The organism is Pseudooceanicola sp. NS-SX8 (genome assembly GCF_057380755.1).
In genome coordinates this window covers 190396-208679 of the sequence record NZ_CM170819.1, presented here as the reverse complement: position 1 = coordinate 208679, position 18284 = coordinate 190396, and the positions used below count along the sequence as shown (strand labels likewise).

14 protein-coding genes are annotated in these 18284 nt (G+C 66.4%); 2 read left to right on the top strand and 12 right to left on the bottom strand.

All coding sequences use genetic code 11. From position 1 onward, the window contains the following. Window positions 1-22 precede the first annotated feature (22 nt). The 7 genes from addA to regB all read right to left on the bottom strand — a co-directional run bounded on the left by addA (window position 23) and on the right by regB (window position 11681). Complete coding sequence (gene addA, locus AC2IR1_RS00815) at window positions 23-3406, bottom strand: double-strand break repair helicase AddA (RefSeq protein WP_486474388.1); 3384 nt, start codon at window positions 3404-3406, stop codon at window positions 23-25. Then, entirely contained in the window at window positions 3403-6354 is a 2952-nt protein-coding gene (gene addB, locus AC2IR1_RS00810) for a double-strand break repair protein AddB (protein WP_486474387.1), read from the bottom strand. Before addB ends, addA begins: the two co-directional genes overlap by 4 nt. Further along, entirely contained in the window at window positions 6347-7042 is a 696-nt protein-coding gene (locus AC2IR1_RS00805) for a nucleotidyltransferase family protein (protein WP_486474386.1), read from the bottom strand. Before AC2IR1_RS00805 ends, addB begins: the two co-directional genes overlap by 8 nt. Next, window positions 7018-8034: an aminoglycoside phosphotransferase family protein gene (locus tag AC2IR1_RS00800; RefSeq protein WP_486474385.1), complete on the bottom strand. Its 1017-nt coding sequence runs from the start codon at window positions 8032-8034 to the stop codon at window positions 7018-7020. The genes AC2IR1_RS00805 and AC2IR1_RS00800 overlap by 25 nt, the downstream gene beginning before the upstream one ends. Further along, window positions 8031-8507, bottom strand: coding sequence for a tRNA (adenosine(37)-N6)-threonylcarbamoyltransferase complex ATPase subunit type 1 TsaE (gene tsaE, locus AC2IR1_RS00795; RefSeq protein ID WP_486474384.1), 477 nt, complete (start codon window positions 8505-8507; stop codon window positions 8031-8033). The genes AC2IR1_RS00800 and tsaE overlap by 4 nt, the downstream gene beginning before the upstream one ends. Window positions 8508-8575: 68 nt before the next feature. Continuing rightward, window positions 8576-10144, bottom strand: coding sequence for a PAS-domain containing protein (locus tag AC2IR1_RS00790; protein WP_486474383.1), 1569 nt, complete (start codon window positions 10142-10144; stop codon window positions 8576-8578). 124 nt (window positions 10145-10268) lie between these two features. Beyond that, on the bottom strand, window positions 10269-11681 hold the full coding sequence (regB, locus tag AC2IR1_RS00785) for a sensor histidine kinase RegB (protein WP_486474382.1): 1413 nt from the start codon (window positions 11679-11681) through the stop codon (window positions 10269-10271). A gap of 269 nt (window positions 11682-11950) precedes the next feature. Here regB and AC2IR1_RS00780 point away from each other — a divergent pair, with 269 nt between their 5' ends. Further along, window positions 11951-12499: an ActR/PrrA/RegA family redox response regulator transcription factor gene (locus tag AC2IR1_RS00780; RefSeq protein ID WP_486474381.1), complete on the top strand. Its 549-nt coding sequence runs from the start codon at window positions 11951-11953 to the stop codon at window positions 12497-12499. A gap of 165 nt (window positions 12500-12664) precedes the next feature. Further along, on the top strand, window positions 12665-13372 hold the full coding sequence (locus tag AC2IR1_RS00775; protein WP_486474380.1) for a TetR/AcrR family transcriptional regulator: 708 nt from the start codon (window positions 12665-12667) through the stop codon (window positions 13370-13372). Between the two features lie 3 nt (window positions 13373-13375). Here AC2IR1_RS00775 and fghA read toward each other — a convergent pair whose 3' ends face one another. From fghA to AC2IR1_RS00750, 5 genes are all read right to left on the bottom strand, one after another. Continuing rightward, window positions 13376-14215 carry an S-formylglutathione hydrolase gene (gene fghA, locus AC2IR1_RS00770; protein WP_486474379.1) on the bottom strand — a complete coding sequence of 280 codons (840 nt, stop codon included), beginning with the start codon at window positions 14213-14215 and terminating at the stop codon, window positions 13376-13378. A gap of 1 nt (window position 14216) precedes the next feature. Continuing rightward, on the bottom strand, window positions 14217-15326 hold the full coding sequence (locus AC2IR1_RS00765) for an S-(hydroxymethyl)glutathione dehydrogenase/class III alcohol dehydrogenase (protein ID WP_486474378.1): 1110 nt from the start codon (window positions 15324-15326) through the stop codon (window positions 14217-14219). A 189-nt stretch (window positions 15327-15515) separates the two neighbouring features. Then, window positions 15516-16712 (bottom strand): 3-oxoadipyl-CoA thiolase, encoded by a 1197-nt coding sequence (gene pcaF / locus AC2IR1_RS00760; protein ID WP_486474377.1) that lies wholly within the window; start codon window positions 16710-16712, stop codon window positions 15516-15518. Window positions 16713-16826: 114 nt separating this feature from the next. After that, window positions 16827-17501 (bottom strand): 3-oxoacid CoA-transferase subunit B, encoded by a 675-nt coding sequence (locus tag AC2IR1_RS00755; RefSeq protein ID WP_486474376.1) that lies wholly within the window; start codon window positions 17499-17501, stop codon window positions 16827-16829. Further along, complete coding sequence (locus AC2IR1_RS00750) at window positions 17488-18201, bottom strand: 3-oxoacid CoA-transferase subunit A (protein WP_486474375.1); 714 nt, start codon at window positions 18199-18201, stop codon at window positions 17488-17490. Before AC2IR1_RS00750 ends, AC2IR1_RS00755 begins: the two co-directional genes overlap by 14 nt. Window positions 18202-18284: the final 83 nt, after the last annotated feature.

Genomic DNA, 18284 nt, shown 5'->3' with positions numbered 1-18284 from the left:
CTAGGTATCCGCGGTTCAGCGGTCAAGAAGGCTCCGACCTGTGCAGGGCTGCCATGACCAGGGTGTCGGGCAAAGGCATCAGCGTCGCGTTGCGGGTCCACAAAAGTCCCGTGCGTATGGTCTGACCCGGGTAGATCTGCCCAAGTGCGGCCAGGTAGGCCCCCATCTGGCGCAGCAGGCCGTCGGGGACGTCCTCGGGCCGGTCGGGGATAGTGGCATTGGTCTTGAAGTCCACCGCCCAGATCTCCCCCTCCCCGACGATCAGCCGGTCGATGGTGCCGTGGATGCGGCGGCCGTCCAGCTCCGGCAGGGCTGCCGTCACGGAAACCTCCGCCAGGGCCTCTCCGCTGAAGAAGCGGGCGGTGGCGGGACGGGTCAGCACGTTCGTCGCCTCTGCCAGCAGCAGGGCGATTTCGGGGCGTTCTGCGGCATCTGGCCCGTCGGAGAGCAGATCCGTCGCCACTCGGGGCCAGTCGGCGGCCGCGCGGGTCGGCAGATGTTCCAGCAGCAGGTGGACCTGCCGGCCCCGGCGTTTCGCGGCCTCCTCATCCAGCCCGTCTTCGCCGGGCAGCGCCTTTGCACCGCCGAGATCGACAGAGGGGGAGAGCGTGCGGGGCGCCGTCACCACCTTGGCCGCATCGCGCCGCGCCCAGTCGGGCAGCGCGGGACGCGGAACGGTGACCTTCGGGGCAAGGGTCATCTCCAGCCCCTCCCAGCCGCCGGTTTCGAGGCGCAGGCCATCGCCGCCGGGCTGGGGATGTACCTCTGCGCCCATCTCCTCTATCTGCTCGGCAATACGGGCGTACCAGTCGCTGTTGTCCTTCGCCAGCTTGCCCGCGCCGCAGACGATCAGCCATTTCTCGGCCCGTGTCATGGCGACGTAAAGCAGCCGGTCGCGTTCCTCCGCCGCGCGTTCGCGACGAATGGCGCGGGCTTGTTGCAGGGCTTCCGGCTCCTCCTCCGCGCGGACGGACCAGAGCGGCAGGTCGAGCGACTTGACCACCTGGGTCCGGTCCTGGTCGGGGGAATTCAGGCTGTCGGGCAGGATCACCACCGGGCTTTCCAGGCCCTTGGCGCCATGCACCGTCATCACCCGGATCTGGTCCGAGGAACTGTCGGCCTGCCGCTTGATCTGCAGCTCGTCGGCCTCCATCCAGACGAGGAACCCGGTGAGCGAGGGCACTTCGGTCTGTTCGTAGATCAGCGCCTGGTCGAGCAGCGCATCAAGGCCGTCCTCTGCTTCTTCCCCCAGTCGGCCGAGCAACTTGCGCCGGCCCTCGTGCAGGGTCAGCAGCCGTTCGATCAGGTCGAAGGGGCGCAGGAAGTCGGCCTGATCGCGCAGGTCGCGCAGCAGGGCGATTTCGGCCGGGTAGCGGTCCGGCTGGCGCTGCATCGCCTGCCAGAGGGTCTGTTGCCCCCTGCCCTGCGCCAGGTCGAAAAGCCGCTGTTCGTCCCAGCCGAAAAGCGGCGATTTCAGCACGGCCGCAAGGCTCAGCTCATCCGCAGGCAGGGCGAGGAAGTTCAGCAGCGCCGTGATGTCGCGCACGGCCAGTTCGGCGGCCACCTTCAGCCGGTCGGCCCCGGCCATCGGCAGGCCAAGCGCCTTGCAGGCCGCGATCAGGTGCGGGAAGACCCGCGAGCGAGTGCGCACCAGGATCATGATGTCGCCCGGGCGGATCGGACGGGCGCGGTAGGTGCCGCTGTGCCCGATCTCTTCGGGGATGGGCAGGCGCGCGTCGAGCATCCGCTTGATTTCATCCGCGATGCGGCGGGCGAGTTCGAGGTGGTGGTTGTTGCGGCCCGGCTTGTCGACCGGATCCCACCACTCGTCCTTCTCCTCCTTCTCGGGCTTTTCGACCAGCGGCCAGAGGTCGACGCGCCCCGGCATGGCATCCTTGAAGGCGCGGTGGCGCTGGTCGGTGGTAAATCCCGCGGCCTCCCGCCCGTCGAAGACGCGGTCGACCAGGGTCAGGATCGGCGCGGCGGAGCGGAAGGAGTATTCCAGTTCCAGCACCTGCAGCGGGCGGCCGGTTTCGGCCAGCTGGGCACCGAAATCGTCGCGCATCCGGTCAAAGCCCGAGGGGTCGGCGCCCTGGAAGGAATAGATCGACTGCTTCTTGTCGCCGACGACGAAGATCGTGCGTTCCACCCCGTCCCGCGCCCCGGCGCCGGAGGTGAATTCGCGCGCCAGTGCCGCGATCACCTGCCATTGCACCGGGCTGGTATCCTGCGCCTCGTCCACGAGGATATGGTCGATCCCGCCGTCCAGTCGCCACAGAACCCATTGGGAAACAACGGTATTCGTTAGCAGTTCCCGGGTGCGCAGGATCAGGTCGTCGAAGTCGAGCCAGCCGCGCGCCAGTTTCGCCGCCTCGTAGCGGGGCAGGAAGGCGCGGGCGAAGTCATGCAGGACAAGGGCCTTGTCGCGGGCTTTCATTGCCACGCGCAGGGCGCGGGCCTCGGCCACGCGGGCCTGCCAGTCTTCCAGCTCCGGCATCAGATGGGCGTGGGCCTTCTTCACTGCGGCACTGGGGAAGCGGGAGGACGGGCTGAAGGGCTCCTTCGTCTTGGCGCCCGTCAGGAAGACGTCTTCGAGCACGGCAAGCATGGACATGGACGGCGTGCCGAGCGGTTGCAGCTTGTGCATCGCCGTCTCGTCGCCCTTGGTGGTGCCGCTGCGCAGCGCCTCGATCAGGCGCGGCAGCAGGTCCATGTCCTGCGCGGTGATCGCCTGGTCCAGGATATCAGCCTCGGTCACGTCCTGCGGCAGGCCCAGAACCTCATCCAGCGCTTCGGGGTCGAAGGGGGCATCGAAGAGGTCGCGATGTTGGGCGATTTCCGCCGTCAGACCGCGGAAGCTTTCATCGGTCATCAGCAGGGCGGCGCGGTCCAGCACGCTGGCTTCGGCACTTTCGGCGATCTCCTCGATCACGGCGTCGCGCAGGATCAGGGCGTTGCGGTCGTCGACTTCCTTGAACTGCGGAGAGACGCCGGATTCCAGCGGGAAACGGCGCAGCAGCGAGGCGCAGAAGGAGTGGATCGTCTGGATCTTCAGCCCGCCCGGCGTCTCGATGGCCGAGGCAAAGAGGGTGCGCGCGCGGGCCAGCCGGGCTGCGTCGATCTCATCCTCCACCCCCAGCCGGTCAAGTGCGCTGCGCAGCGCGGCATCGTCCAGCATGGCCCATTCGCCAAGGCGCTGGAACAGGCGGTTCTGCATCTCGCTCGCGGCGGCCTTGGTGTAGGTCAGGCAGAGGATGTTCTGCGGAGAGACCCCGCCAAGCAGCAGCCGCGCCACGCGGTCGGTCAGCACGCGGGTCTTGCCGGAGCCTGCGTTGGCGGCCAGCCAGGTGGAGCGCGCAGGATCGGCTGCCAGGATCTGGCGGGAGGAGGCGGCGTCGCGCTTCATGCCTCATCCTCCTGCGTCAGGTTTTCGATCACGGGCAGGTCTGTATCCTCCCACTCACCGAAGCGGGCAAGCTGGTCGTAATCGCTGCCGGTCCGGGTTTCCTCCATCGCCCGGCGGGAGGTGTAACCCTTTGCAGGATCAAGCCATTTCTCGGCCAGTTCGGTGAAATTCTCCCACACTGTGCCGGGGGTTTCCTCGTCCAGGGGGGCGGGCACTTCCTTGGGGTGGGTGCCAAGCCCGATGTAGACGGCGCGGGCGACGGGGCGGGGCCCAAGGTCGCCGAAGCCTGCCCTTTCGGCAATCGCGGCTTCCAGCAGGAGCTGCTTGTCGAAGGCCTTCTGCTGCGCCTCGGTGGGCGGATCGCCGGTCTTGTAGTCGAAGAGGTGGACGCGGCCATGGGCATCGACATCCACACGGTCGGCCTTGGCGGCGAGGGTGACGCCGAGCTTGGTGATTTCGGCCTGCCCCTTGGTTTCGGTGTGGACCTGTTCCGCTTCCTGCTGGCGCGATTGCTCCCCGGCGATGAACCAGTCGGCATTGCGTTCCAGCCGCGCCTGCCAGAGCGCGCGGGCCTCTCCCCAGGGAACATCGGTGTTCAGCACCTCGGCCACGGTCGTGAGGAGCGCGGCGCGGGTCAGGTCGAGCTCGCCTGCATTGACGCCCTGCACGAAGGTCTCGATCGCGGTATGGCTGACGATGCCGCGCATCATCGCGTCGGGATCGCGCATCAGCGGGCTGAGGCGGCGCAGGCGCAGGATGCGCTTGGCATAGATCGCATAGGGATCGCGGATCAGGGTGCGGACATCGGTTACCCAGTATTTGCGCGGACGTGCGGCCAGCGGTGGCGCGGGAGAGGGGCGATGTGCCTTGGGGGCGCTGAACGGCTCCTCCACCTCGCGGGCGAGGGCCAGCCAGTGCGCGCCGCGCGCCTCCATCTGCGCCAGCACATCCGGCCCGCCACCGTCGCGCAGACCGCCCAGCAGGTTGGTCAGCCGGTTCAGCCAGCGGGAGGGCACGGTTTCTGCATCCTGGCTGCGCAGGGGCCGGGTCAGCCAGACCTCCCGCGCGGCGATGGCCTGCTGGAAGTCGTGGGCGGACAGGCCGATGCGCCGTTCCGGCAGCAGGAGGCCAGCCTGTTTGCGCATCTGGCGGTTCATCCAGGGATCCGGGTCCGGCGCCTCGGGCCAGGAGCCTTCGTTGAGCCCGCCCAGGATCACCAGGTCGGCGCCCTGCACCCGTGCCTCCAGCGTGCCCCAGATCAGGACATGGGGGTGCGGTTCGTCGGGGTTTCGGACCTCTTCACCGGCGATGATCGCGCCGGAGAGATCGGCGTAATCCCGGGCCGAGAAGTCGTCGCCATGGGGCGCATCCTCGGCCAGGCGGGCCATGACGGCCTGTGCCTTTTCGCCTGCATCCTTGTCCCAGAGCGTCCCTGCCCCTTCGTCCGCGGTGCCGCGCGCGATGCGTTCGGCCAGCGCCACATGGGCCGCGACGCGGTGGTCGAGCGGCAGCGGATCGGGGGCGGCGGCGGCAAAAGCCGTGTCGCAGATCCAGGCGGCCCAGGCAGGTGCCAGCGGTTCGCTGCGCCCGGCGGCGAAGGCGTGAATATCCTCCGGTTCCGGCAGGGGGCGGGCCTTGTCGCGCAGGTAGAGTTCCAGTGCGCGGGTCAGGGTCAGGTGGGTGCCGCGTTCGGGGCCGTCATGGGTCAGCGGGTGTTTCAGCAGCGACAGCAGTTTCACCGCCGTGGGCGGCGCGGTGAAGAGATCGGCCACCTGCCGCAGCAGGCGCCCCGGTGGCGTCGTCTGCAACGGCGTGCCCGCGCTGTCGTCGGGTGTGATGCCCCAGCGGGTCAGCGCGGCTGCGACCTGACGGGTCAGCATCCGATCGGGGGTGATCAGGGCGGCGGTCTGGCCCTCTTCGGCGGCCTGGCGCAGGCGCAGGGCGATGGCCATCGCCTCGGCCCGGGGGCCGGGGGCCTTGACCAGCGTGACCTCTTGCAGGGGGGCGGCCAGATCGCCAAGACCGGGGCCTTCTTCCAGCCATTGGTGCGTCACCGGCGCGGGGCGCAGGGCAAGTGACAGCAGGCGGTTGCGGGCGGCGTTGCAGCTGGCGGAGGGCAGCCACTGGCCGACCTCGCCCGGCGCCATGTCGAGGCCCAGCATCAGCTTGCGGAAGCGGTATTGCGGATGATCTTCGCCGGTCAGCGGATCGTCGAGCTTTTCCCAGATGTCGTCGGGCAGGTCGAAATCGTAGCCGGGCAGCACGACGCAGCCCTGCGGCAGCCGCGCCACAGCCTGCATCAGAAGGTGTGTTGCCCCGCGCGACCCGGTGGAGCCGGCAAGGATCACCGGATGCTGCGGCGGTTCGGCCTCCCATTCGGCGATCAGCGTCTCGACCACCTGGCGCTGGCGGGATTCGGGATCGGGCAGGTCGTCTTCGCGCTGCACCAGCCCCACGATTTCCAGGAAACGCTGCGCCCGCGCCCAGTGGCCTGACTGATCCGACACGTCGAGGGCGGCAATGTCTGCCAGCGTGACGCGTTCGCCCTGCATTTCGTCCAGCAGCTTCGCCAGGCTGTCGGCCAGATCGTAGAGCGCGGCGCGCGGCGCGAGCTCCGGCTCCGCGTCAAGCAGGGCGGAGATCAGGCGGATCAGCTCCAATCGCCGGCGGATCGGGGAAACGGCGCGAGGGATCGCGGCGCGGCAGCTGAGCCCGGTGAGCAGGTCGATGCGGGGCAGCAGCTGTGGTGGCCCGGCGTCATAGATCGCGCGGATCCGGCGGGCCATGCGGCTGGTGTTGACGATCAGCTGGACCTGTGCGCGTTCATGCGGGGCAGCGCCCTGCAACCGCGCTTCCAGCCCGCGCAGGAGGTCCGCCGGGAAGTCGGAACCAAGCGGCAGGCCGAACATGCGGGGCCCGGGTGTATCGAAGAGGCGGAAGTCAGCCATTGGCGGTCTCTTCGGTCAGCATGGCCTCGGCCAGGGGGATGCAGTCGGGGCGGCCGACGTCGCACCACAGGCCGGGATAGTCGAGAAGGTAGCAGCGCCCGCGTGCCATGGCGCGGTTCCACAGCTCCCACATGGAAAAGGCGGGGCCTGCGATGCCGTCCATCAGGCCGGTGCGGATGATCTGCGCGCCAGTCCAGATGCCACCCGGGCCGGGGGTGCCGCGCCCCTCGGCATCGGCGATGAAATCGCCCTTGCCGACATGGCCGCGCGCCTGCGCCTGCGGCACGCACAGGAGCAGGGCATCCATCGCTTCGGGATCCCAGGCGCGGGCGAGCAGTGGCAGGGCGGCAGGGCCGTTCCAGACCGCATCGGTGTTCATCGTGAAGACCGCGCCTTCGCCCAGGGCTGGCAGCGCGTTGCGCAGGCCGCCGCCCGTTTGCAGGATCTCCGGCAGTTCACGAACGACGGTGACATCGCTTCCGGCAAAATGCGCTTCGACCTGTTCAGGCAGGTAGTGGGCATTGGCGACGACCTTCAGCGGCAGATCGCCCGCCTGGTCCAGCGCGTGATCCACCAGGGGCCGCCCGGCGACCTGCACCAGGGGTTTGGGGCGATCATCGGTCAGGGGGGCCATCCGCGTGCCGAAACCGGCGGCGAAGAGCATCAGGGAAGCGGGACGGTCGCGCATTTGTCCTTCAGGATCCGGAGGTTTTCTGGGGTGGGCGGGGGCATGTCACGCAGAAGGCGTTCCTGCAGTCTTTCCATGCCGGGGCGATTGAGGCCGCGTTGCAGAAGGCCCCAGACGCGGGGCACGAAATCAACGTAGCGCGGGCGCCCGAAGTGCATGGAAAGCCTTGCAAAGACCCCAAGGAGGCGCAGGTTCCGCTGGAGGCCCAGCAGGTCGTAGGAGCGCCGGAAGGCGATCGGATCCCGGCCGGTCGCGGCGGCGAACCGCTGGATCATCTCTTCCTCGAGGGCGGGATCGACATCGCGGCGTGCATCCTGGAGCAGTGAAACCAGATCATAGGCCGGATGGCCCATCATCGCGTCCTGAAAGTCGAGCTGGCCGACCCGGGCGACACCGGAACGATCCGGAAGCCAGAGCAGGTTTTCGGCGTGGTAATCCCTTAGGATGACGACACGGCCCGGCCCGAGTTCATCCAGCATGGGCTGAAAGATCGCCAGGAATTCTGCGCAGCCATCGGCGGGGGCGCCGGTGATACCCGCCTGGTACCAGTCGTAGGCGGGGGAGATCATCTCTGCAAAGGCGATGGGATCGTAGGGAGCAAGGCCTTCAGGCGGGGGGGCGGATTGCAATCTTGCCAAGGCATCTGCCGCAGCGCCGTAGAGCGGCGAGGCAAGCGCAGGATCCTCCGCGACCACCCGGGCAAAGAGCGCGTCACCGAGGTCTTCCAGAAGGAGCAGACCGGCTTCGGGTTCTGCCTTCAGCAAGCGGGGCGCAGAGAGCCCCAGGGCGTCAAGGTGGCGGGCGATATGACAGAAGCGGCGTACCTCTTCGGCGTGGGTCGGCGGGGCATCCATGAGCACCGCCCGGGCGCCGTCAGGGGCGGTCAGCCTGTCGTACCTGCGCAGCGAAGCATCGCCGGCGAGGGGCGAGATCCGGGCTTCGGCCCAGGGCGTTCCGGCCAGGAAGCTGCGTTTGTCGGACTCCGTCCTCATGCCAGAACCTCTGCCAGCAGCGATTTCCAGCGGGCGGGGCCCGAGATGTGCAGGCGGCGTGCTTCGGGCAGATCGGGCATCGGCTCCAGCTCCAGCGCGAGGGCATCGGGCGGGGCAAGGTCGGACAGGCGATCCGGCCATTCGACAAGGCAGATAGCGGTTTCGAACGCCTCGTCCAGGCCCAGCTCGACGACTTCCAGAGGATCGGACAGGCGGTAGAGATCCGCGTGCCAGAGCGGGCCGGCGCGGGTTTCGTATTCCTGCACCAGGGTGAAGGTCGGAGATGGGATATCTTCCTCCTCCTCCAGGAGGGAGCGGATCAGGGCGCGGGCAAAATGGGTTTTCCCGGCGCCGATTCCCCCGGACAGCAACAGGACGTCGCCGGGGTGGAGCCTTGCGCCGATGGCTTCGGCAAACGCCTCTGTCTCCTCGGCGGAGGCGAGGATGTGGTCCAGGGTGAAATCGCTGCTCATGGGGGCGGAGATTACCTTGCCCCGGGGCCGTCGCAAGCGGGATCTGTTGGCAGGCGGAGCGGTGCCTGTCAGGCGTGGTGCGCCTGCCGCAGCGGAGGCGCCTCGTGGGCGCCGCTGCCGAAGCTGACCATGCGGGCCCCACCGGGCAAGGGCAGCACGGTGCAGCAGACTTCGCCCCTGTCCTTGAGCTCCAGCTGGTGCAGTGATGGCGTGCTGTCCTGGCGCATGACCAGCTGGGTCAGCATATCGTCCAGCCCGAAGGGAGAGATCGCATGCGCCGACCAGAGGCGCTGTGCATCTATCGCGTTGACGGCGCCAAGGTCTGCGTCCGCCGGGATGTGGAAGAAACGCCGATAGGCGCTGTTGCAATGGCTCATCATGCCGTCGCTGTCGAAGATGGCGATGGCATCGGTGAAGGCATCCAGAACGCTTTGGGAAAGCGACAGTTGCTGCCGGAAGCGGCGGGTCATGGAAATCTGGTCGGTTATGTCCTCGAACAGGAAGGCGACAGCGCCGTTGGGATGCGGGCGCCCGGTCACGCGGTATGTGGCGCCGGATGGAAGGCTCCAGGTTTCGTGGTAGCGGCCATCGGCAGCCGCGCTGACCAGTTCGTTGATCTGTTCGCGCCAGCTGGCGTAGTTCTTTGGCTCCGGCATGATGCGGAGATCGCGCAGGTTGTCGAAGAAGTGCGACAGTGCGGGGCGGGAGCTGAGGAATTCGGGCGACAGCTGGGTCAGGTCAAGGAGGGCCGGATTGAACAGGATCAGCTGCCGGTCGCGGTCGAATATGGCCAGCCCCGTCGACAGCTGGGCAAAGGTCTTGGTCAGCGTCTGGACGAAGTTGCGCTGCGCCTTCTCGGCCTTCACCAGGGCGGTGACATCCTGCGCGGTGCATTGCCAGGCCCCGTCCACCCTGCGGGCGAAGACATCGATCCAGCTTTCCGGGTGTTTTCCCTGGGCAGGCAGCATCGCCCGGTAGCTGAAGGTCGGGCGCTCTTCCGACAGGTCCGCGCTGCGCAGCAGGGGGGCGAGGGCTTCGTTCGATGCGGCGAACTGGGTTTCGATCTGACGAAAGGCTGCGTTGGCGCTGCTGATGCGGCCGTCCGATATCGCCCACGACGCGATCGGCAGGTTTTCGACCCGGTCCTGCAGCCGATGGGCCCTGCGGGCCATGGCAAGGGCGCGGTACCGATCGGTCTGCGATCCGGGGCAGCGTTCTTCTAGGGTGAGGACAAGCGTGTTGCCCCTTTGGCGCAGCACCAGGCTTGCCGGATCATCTTCGGCGTCGGTCACCAGCCGCAGCGTGCCGCGATCGTTGAGCCAGGGCCGATCGGGGATCGACGGAAAGCGCAGGGAAAGCAACCTGTGAAGGCGTGCCCAGTCCGATCCTTCGCCGCCTTCGGAGATCAGATCCCGCCAGGGGGCGGGCGCCTCGGTCAGGGTTTCATCCTGCAGGACGAAGCGGATCCGGTCGAGCGCCCCCTGCCCTGCCTCGGGCCGTCCCGACCGCAGGCCACGCCGCTGAAACGCGGAAAAGGTCGCGAGCGCACCGAAGGACAGGAGCACGCTCAGGACAAGCGCCTGGAAAAGCTCCGACCTGGTAAGATCATCGATGGATATGGCGTTGAGTAGCGTCATTTCATCCTCCGGCCCCGTTGAGGCAAGGATGGTGAATGAAACGTAAAAAATCTCTTAAGCTGGTCCGGTGAGGAGTGAACTTCGCTGCCCCATGCGCGACCCCGTGCCGGGCCACCGGCGCCTTTCAGGAAAAGGGCCGGTTCTTCCCGGGCAGCAGGGCGTTTTCGCCGGTTCGCGCGTCGATGGCGCGACGCGGCCATGTGACTTCGACAATGGCGCCGGAAATGCCGGGGTGGCCGGGCCGGGTGCGGGTTTCGCTGGTTTCCGGGCCGTTGGCGAAGATGAGCTCGGCCCCGGTGCGTTCCAACAGGGTCTTGGCGATGAAAAGGCCAAGCCCCATGCCTTCGTAGCCGGGACGCTCGTTCCCTTCGGAGAAAGACCAGCGGCGGCGCATGAACGGGTCCCCGATGCGGCCGAGGTCGGTGGCGCTGAAGCCGCGGCCGTCGTCCATGATCCGGACCGAGATGGTCTGATCCGTCCAGCGCGTTTCCACCCGGACGTCCCGTTTGGCAAAATCGACCGCGTTCTGGATCAGGTTGCGCAGGCCATGGATCAGCTCCGGACGGCGCAGGATCGACGGTGGCGGCGTGCTGCCGTCGCCATGCTGGAACAGGATGGTCTTGCCGCGGTCGATATGCGGTTCCGCTGCCTCTTCCACCACCGTGGAAAGGGGCGCCTGGCGCATCTGCAGATCGTCCTTCCCCGCCCGGCCCATGGAGCGCAGGATGTCGCGGCATCTGTCGGCTTGATCCCTGATCAACTGTGCATCTTCGGCCAGATCGGGCGCGTCGGAGAGTTCGTCCATCAGTTCCGAAGAGGTAAGCTTGATGGTGGCCAGCGGCGTGCCCAGTTCATGCGCGGCCGCCGCGACGACACCGCCGAGGTCGGTCAGTTTCTGTTCCCGCGCCAGGGCCATCTGCGTGGCCTGCAGCGCGTCGGACATGGAATGCATCTCGTTCACGATCCAGCGGGAATACACGCCGAGGAAGAGTACCGCGATCACGATGGCCAGCCAGTTGCCGAACAGGAAGATCTGCGCGATTTCCAGGCTGCGCCCGTCTGCGGTTGTCAGGGGCAGATGGAATTCCGCCAGAAGGGTAACCACGACGATCGCGGTCGAGCCGACGAAGAGCGTCAGCCGGGCAGAGAGCGCCAGGGCGGAAACGGTGGCGGGCCCCACGATGAGGATCGAGAACGGGTTGTTCAGGCCACCGGTCAGATAGAGCAGCGCGCTGAGCTGCAGCAGGTCGAAAAGCACCATGGCGAGGTTTTCGACCTCGTTCAGGCGCTTGTTTTCCGGGAAGACGAATCCGGTGATCAGGTTGGCGATGACCGAAAGGCCGACGACGAAGAGACAGGCGCCGTATTCCAGATCCAGGTGGTAGATCTGGGCCGCGACGATCAGGGCGGAGAACTGGCCGGTGATGGCCATCCACCGCAACAGGATCAGCGTCCGAAGACGGATCCAGTTGCCGCGCGCATGTGTCTGCTGCGCGTAGAGGTCGGTTTCCGCTGTCTGGCTGTCCTGTTGTGCCATGTATCCCCGGTCCGTCTGAACATGTGCTGCGAGAGTGATAGGGGGCGCCGGCGGGCATGGCAATCGGCCGTGCAGGCAGGGCTGTCGCAGGGGTGGCGACCCGTCCCGCGTGGGGCCAGATGGCGAATGATATAGCAAAACCGGGGCCTTGGCGCCTCACCCGTGCGACAAAATGATCCGCGCCGGTTTGACGGCTTGGACTCGGGGCCCTATTACTGTCTGAGGCGCGCGGAAGCCCGCCTCGGGTCACCTTTACGGGACGAATAGAGATGACGGAACTGCGCGAGATTGGCGAAGACCGATCCCTGCTTCTGCTGGATGATGATGAGCCCTTCCTGAAACGCCTTGCCAAGGCGATGGAAAAGCGTGGCTTCGAAGTCGAGACGGCGGAAACCGTTGCGGCGGGCAAGGCCATCGTCTCCTCCCGGCCGCCGGCCTATGCGGTCTGCGATCTGCGGCTTGAGGATGGCAATGGCCTCGACGTCGTGGAGGTCCTTCGGGAAAAGCGCCCCGATTGCCGGATTGTCGTCCTGACGGGATACGGTGCGATCGCGACGGCGGTTGCGGCCGTGAAGGTCGGTGCAACGGACTATCTTGCCAAGCCCGCCGATGCGACGGACATCGTCAATGCGCTGCTGGCGAGCGATGACGCCCTGCCGCCGCCGCCTGAAAATCCGATGAGCGCGGATCGCGTCCGATGGGAGCATATCCAGCGTGTTTACGAGCTTTGTGATCGCAATGTCTCGGAAACTGCGCGCCGCCTGAACATGCACAGGCGTACTTTGCAACGTATCCTTGCAAAGCGGTCTCCGCGCTGATTATAAAACTCCACCGAGTTTGCAAGCATGGTGATGCGCCGGCCAATGGGATGTCCCGATCCCTGTCGCCAATTGCGCGCATCCTGAAACCAATCTTGTCGCGATATCTAGTTGGGCTGACGTCATTCCCGGGCGCCGGCCCTATTTCAATGTTGAGGTAGGCAAATGGGCGACGACGATAGCAAGGGGGAGTCCGGCTCTCCTTCCGAGGGTGCGGCAGGACGCACGCGCCGTTCGGACGGTGAGGTTACGCGCCTGCGGATCCTGGATGCGGCCGAGGCGGCCTTTGCCCAGGCGCCCTATGAAGGGGTCTCGCTTCGCAGCATCACCACGGAGGCAGAGGTCAACCTGGCCCTGGTGAAATACTACTTCTCCTCCAAGGAAAACCTTTATACCGAGGTCGTGCTGCGGCGGTCGGAGGAGTTGAGCCGGACCCGCCTGGCCCGGCTGCAGGAAATCCCCGCGGACGGGAAGCCGGACCTTTCGGCGATCCTGCGGGCCTATATCGGGCCGCTGGTGGACATGGTGCTGTCCGGAGATCGAGGGCAATTCAACTACGTCGCCATGCTGAGCTTCCTGTCGCACGAGAGGAAGTTCCGCGTGCTGATCGACGATCACTTCGATCCGACGCTGGAGGTCTTCTTCAATGCCATGCGCGATGCCATGCCGGGCTGGAACGAGGAGGACATCAAGATCGGCCTCGGTTTCGTGCTGGCCGCGATGCAGCGCTGCCTGACCGAAAGGACGCGGCGCCCGGTCCTGCCGGACAGCACCGATGCACCCGGTGTCGATGACCTGGAGAAAAGCTACAACCTGCTGATCGACTTCTGCAGCGCGGGGCTGGAGCGGCTGGGAAAGCCCAGCCGCCCCTGATCGTCACTTCAGACGGGCGGCGTGCCAGTCGATATGGTCGCCCATGAAGGTGGAGATGAAGTAGTAGGAGTGGTCATACCCCTCCTGCATGCGCATCTCGAAGACCTGGCCGGTGGACCGGCAGGCGATTTCCAGCAGCACCGATTTCAGCTGATCATCCAGGAAGCCATCGGCGGTGCCCTGGTCGATCAGCAGCCCGGTGGGCTGACGTGCGCCATCTTCGATCAGTGCGCAGGCGTCGTACTCACGCCAGGCCGCGCGATCCTCGCCGATGTAGCCCGTCAGGGCCTTTTCGCCCCAGGCACAGTTGAGCGGAGAGACGATGGGCGCAAAGGCCGAGATCGACTTGTAGGTCTCGGTATTGCGCAGGCCGATGGTCAGCGCGCCGTGACCGCCCATGGAGTGGCCCATGATGCCCTGGCGCGACATGTCTGCCGGGAATTCCGCCGCAATCAGCGCCGGCAGTTCCTTTTCGATGTAGTCGCGCATCCGGTAGTGCTTGGCAAAGGGCTCCTGCGTGGCGTTGACGTAGAACCCGGCACCAAGGCCGAAGTCATAGGCGCCCTCGGGGTCGTCCGGCACGTCTTCGCCGCGGGGCGAGGTGTCGGGGGCGACGAAGATGATGCCGTGCTTCGCGCAATGGGCGCGGAATTCACCCTTCTCGGTCACATTGGCATGGGTGCAGGTGAGGCCCGACAGGTACCAGAGCACGGGGAGCTTTTCGCCCTCCGCATGGTCCGGGACGTAGACGGAGAAGGTCATTTCCGTCCCGGTGGAGGTGGAGGCATGCTTGTAGACGCCCTGGGTGCCGCCAAAGGCGCGGTTGGTGCTGAGAATTTCCATTTTAGAAGACCACGACGCTCCGGATGGACTCGCCTGCGTGCATCAGGTCGAAGCCCTTGTTGATTTCTTCAAGCGACAGCACGTGGGTGATCATCGGGTCGATCTCGATCTTGCCGCCCATGTACCAGTCGACGATTTTCGGGACCCCGGTGCGGCCCTTCACGCCGCCGAAGGCGGAGCCCTGCCAGACGCGGCCGGTGACCAGCTGGAACGGACGGGTGGAGATTTCCTTGCCCGCTTCCGCCACGCCGATCACGGTGGAGACGCCCCAGCCGCGGTGGCAGGCCTCAAGCGCGGTGCGCATCACGTCGGTGTTGCCGGTGCAGTCGAAGGTGTAGTCGGCGCCGCCGTCGGTCAGCTCCACCAGGTGCTGGACGATGTCGCCTTCGACCTTGGACGGGTTCACGAAATGGGTCATGCCGAACTTGCGGCCCCATTCTTCCTTGCCGTCGTTCAGGTCGACGCCAATGATCTTGTCTGCGCCCACCATGCGCGCCGCTTGCAGCACGTTCAGGCCGATGCCGCCCAGGCCGAAGACGATCACGTTGGAGCCGGGGGTCACCTTGGCGGTGTTGGTCACGGCGCCGACGCCGGTGGAAACACCGCAGCCGATGTAGCAGGCCTTGTCGAAGGGCGCGTCTTCCCGGATCTTCGCCACGGCGATTTCCGGCAGGACGGTGAAGTTCGAGAAGGTCGAGCAGCCCATGTAGTGGTACAGCGTCTCGCCCTTGTAGGAAAAGCGCGAGGTGCCGTCGGGCATCAGGCCCTTGCCCTGGGTGGCGCGGATCGCGGTGCACAGGTTGGTCTTGCCCGAGAGGCAGGATTTGCACTGGCGGCATTCCGGCGTGTAGAGCGGGATGACGTGATCATCGACCTTGACCGATTTCACGCCCGGGCCCACGGCACGGATGATGCCGGCGCCTTCGTGGCCGAGGATCGAGGGGAAGATCCCTTCGCTGTCGAACCCGTCCAGGGTGTAGGCATCGGTGTGGCAGATGCCGGTGGCCATGATCTCGATCAGGACCTCGCCTTCCTTGGGGCCTTCCAGGTCGACCTCTACGATCTCGAGGGGTTTCTTGGCTTCGAAAGCCACGGCGGCGCGCGTTTTCATGGGCTGTGCTCCGATTTGACGTTGGGTTCACACAAACCACAGGACGGCGCTTTGGGGAAGGCTTGAAGCGGCGAATGAAGGGCTTGCGGCGACGGGATTTGCACCACGGGTCACCCCTGGAGGAGGCCCGGGCGAACACCAAAAGGGCGCCCGGGGAGGCGCCCTTGGTTGTTCGAGGCAAGGAGCGGATCAGACCGCTTCAAGTGCGACCGCGATGCCCTGGCCGACGCCGATGCACATGGTGGAGAGGGACTTTTCGCCCGACTTCAGTTCCAGTGCGGCAGTGCCGGTGATGCGGGCGCCGGACATGCCGAGCGGGTGACCCAGGGCGATGGCGCCGCCGTTGGGGTTCACGCGCGCGTCGTCGTCGGCGATGCCCAGGTCACGCAGCGTTGCGAGACCCTGGGAGGCGAAGGCCTCGTTCAGTTCGATGACCGAGAAGTCCTCCTGCTTCAGGCCGAGGCGCGCCATCAGCTTCTTGGATGCGGGTGCGGGGCCAAAGCCCATGATGCGCGGCGGCACGCCTGCGGCGGCCCCGCCCAGCACGCGGGCGATCGGGGTCAGGCCGTGCTTCTTCACCGCTTCTGCAGAGGCCAGGATCAGCGCGGCAGCCCCGTCGTTCACGCCAGAGGCATTGCCCGCCGTGACCGAACCGCCTTCGCGGAAGGGCGTCGGCAGCTTGGCCAGCTTTTCCAGGGTGGAGGCACGGGGGTGCTCGTCGGTGTCGAAGATCAGGTCATCCTGCTTCCGGCGCTTGATGGTGACCGGGGTGATCTCCTTCGCCAGACGCCCGGAAGCGATCGCGGCGGCGGCCTTGTTCTGGGAATTCAGGGCGAAGAGGTCCTGATCCTCGCGGGAGATGTTGAAGTCCTCGGCGACGTTTTCACCGGTTTCGGGCATGGAATCCACGCCGTACTGCTTCTTCATCAGCGGGTTGACGAAGCGCCAGCCGATGGTGGTGTCATAGACGGCGTTGGCGCGGGAAAATGCGCTTTCGGCCTTGGGCATGACGAAGGGCGCGCGGGACATCGATTCGACGCCGCCTGCGATCATCAGCTCGGCCTCGCCTGCCTTGATGGCGCGGGCGGCGGTGATGATGGCATCCATGCCGGACCCGCAGAGGCGGTTCATCGTGGTGCCGGGCACGCTGACCGGCAGGCCTGCCAGCAGCAGCGACATGCGGGCGACGTTGCGGTTGTCCTCACCGGCCTGGTTGGCGCAGCCGTAGATCACGTCGTCGACGGCTTCCCAGTCGACGGAGCCGTTGCGCGCCATCAGTGCCTTCAGGGGGATCGCGCCCAGGTCATCGGCGCGGACGGTGGCCAGGGTGCCGCCAAAACGGCCGATGGGGGTGCGGATGTAGTCGCAGATATAGACTTCGGTCATGGGTATCCTCCTCTTGGGCGATCGCATGCCGATCCGCCCCGATGGGTGACCGACGGGCGGCGCACCGCCCGTGGGGATTTCGTAGGGTGGATGCAATCCACCTCTGCCTGGCCCTTACAGCTCGGGAACCACCAGGTCCGCGACGGAGCCTTCGACGTGCAGCGGCGCGCCGGTCAGGGACTGCAGCTCTTCCATGGACATCCCGGCCAGCTTCTCGCGCAGGATGAACTTGCCGCCCTCGATGTCGACCACGGCCAGCGAGGTGTAGACGCGGGTCACGCAGCCCACGCCGGTCAGCGGGAAGGTGCATTCGGAGACCAGCTTCGGCTCGCCCTTCTTGGTGACGTGGTCGGTCAGCACCGCGACGCGCTTGGCGCCATGCACCAGGTCCATCGCGCCACCGACGGCGGGCACGCCCTTGTTGCCGACGCGCCAGTTGGCGAGGTCACCGTTTTCCGCGACCTGCAGCGCGCCCAGGATGGCAACGTCCAGGTGGCCGCCGCGCACCATGGCGAAGCTGTCGGCATGGTGGAAGAAGGAGGCGCCGGGTTTCAGCGTCACGGCCTTCTTGCCGGCATTGATCAGGTCCCAGTCTTCTTCGCCGGCGGCGGGCGCCTGACCGAAGTTCAGGATGCCGTTCTCGGTGTGGAAGATCGGCGTGCGTCCCTCGATGGTGTACTGTGCCACCATTTCCGGGAAGCCGATGCCGAGGTTGACGTAGGCGCCGTCCTCGATGTCCTGCGCGGCGCGCCAGGCGATCTGGGCGTTGGAAAGCTTAAGCTCGCTCATATTCGACTCCTGCGCGGATCAGGGCTTCTTCCTGCTGGGGCTCGGACACTTCGACGATGTGGTTCACGAAGATGCCGGGGGTGTGCACCTGCTCGGGGTCGATGCCGCCGGGCTCCACGATCGTGCTGGCCTGCACGATGGTCGTCGTGGCCGCGGTTGCCATCAGCGGAGAGAAGTTGCGGGCGGCCATGCGGTAGGTCAGGTTGCCCATGGTATCGGCGACCTCGGCCTTGATCAGCGCGAAATCGGCCTTCAGCCAGCGTTCCTGCACGTACTTGCGGCCGTCGAATTCACCGATCGGCTTGCCCTCGGCCAGTTCCGTCCCGAAGGAGGTCGGCGTGTAGAAGGCGGGGATACCTGCGCCACCGGCGCGGATGCGTTCGGCCAGGGTGCCCTGGGGCACCAGCTCCAGCTCGATTTCGCCGGCCATGTAGCGGTCGGTAAAGGCGCGGGGGTCGGACGACTTGGGGAAGGAGCAGATCATCTTCTTCACCTGGCCCGCGTCGATCAATGCGGCGATGCCGATCTTCCCGTTGCCCGCGTTGTTGTTGATGATCGTCAGGTCCTTCGGGCCTGCGTCGATCAGGGCGTGGATCAGTTCGATCGGGTTACCCGAACCGCCGAAGCCACCGATCATGACCGTGGCGCCGTCCTTGATCCCGGAAACGGCCTCAACAAGGCCGGGGAGTCTCTTGTCCATGCGGATCCTCCTTTGCTGGCGGGACTCATACGCCCGCCTCCCCCTCGACGTCCACGCAATTTGTGCGATATGCTACCTTTGTC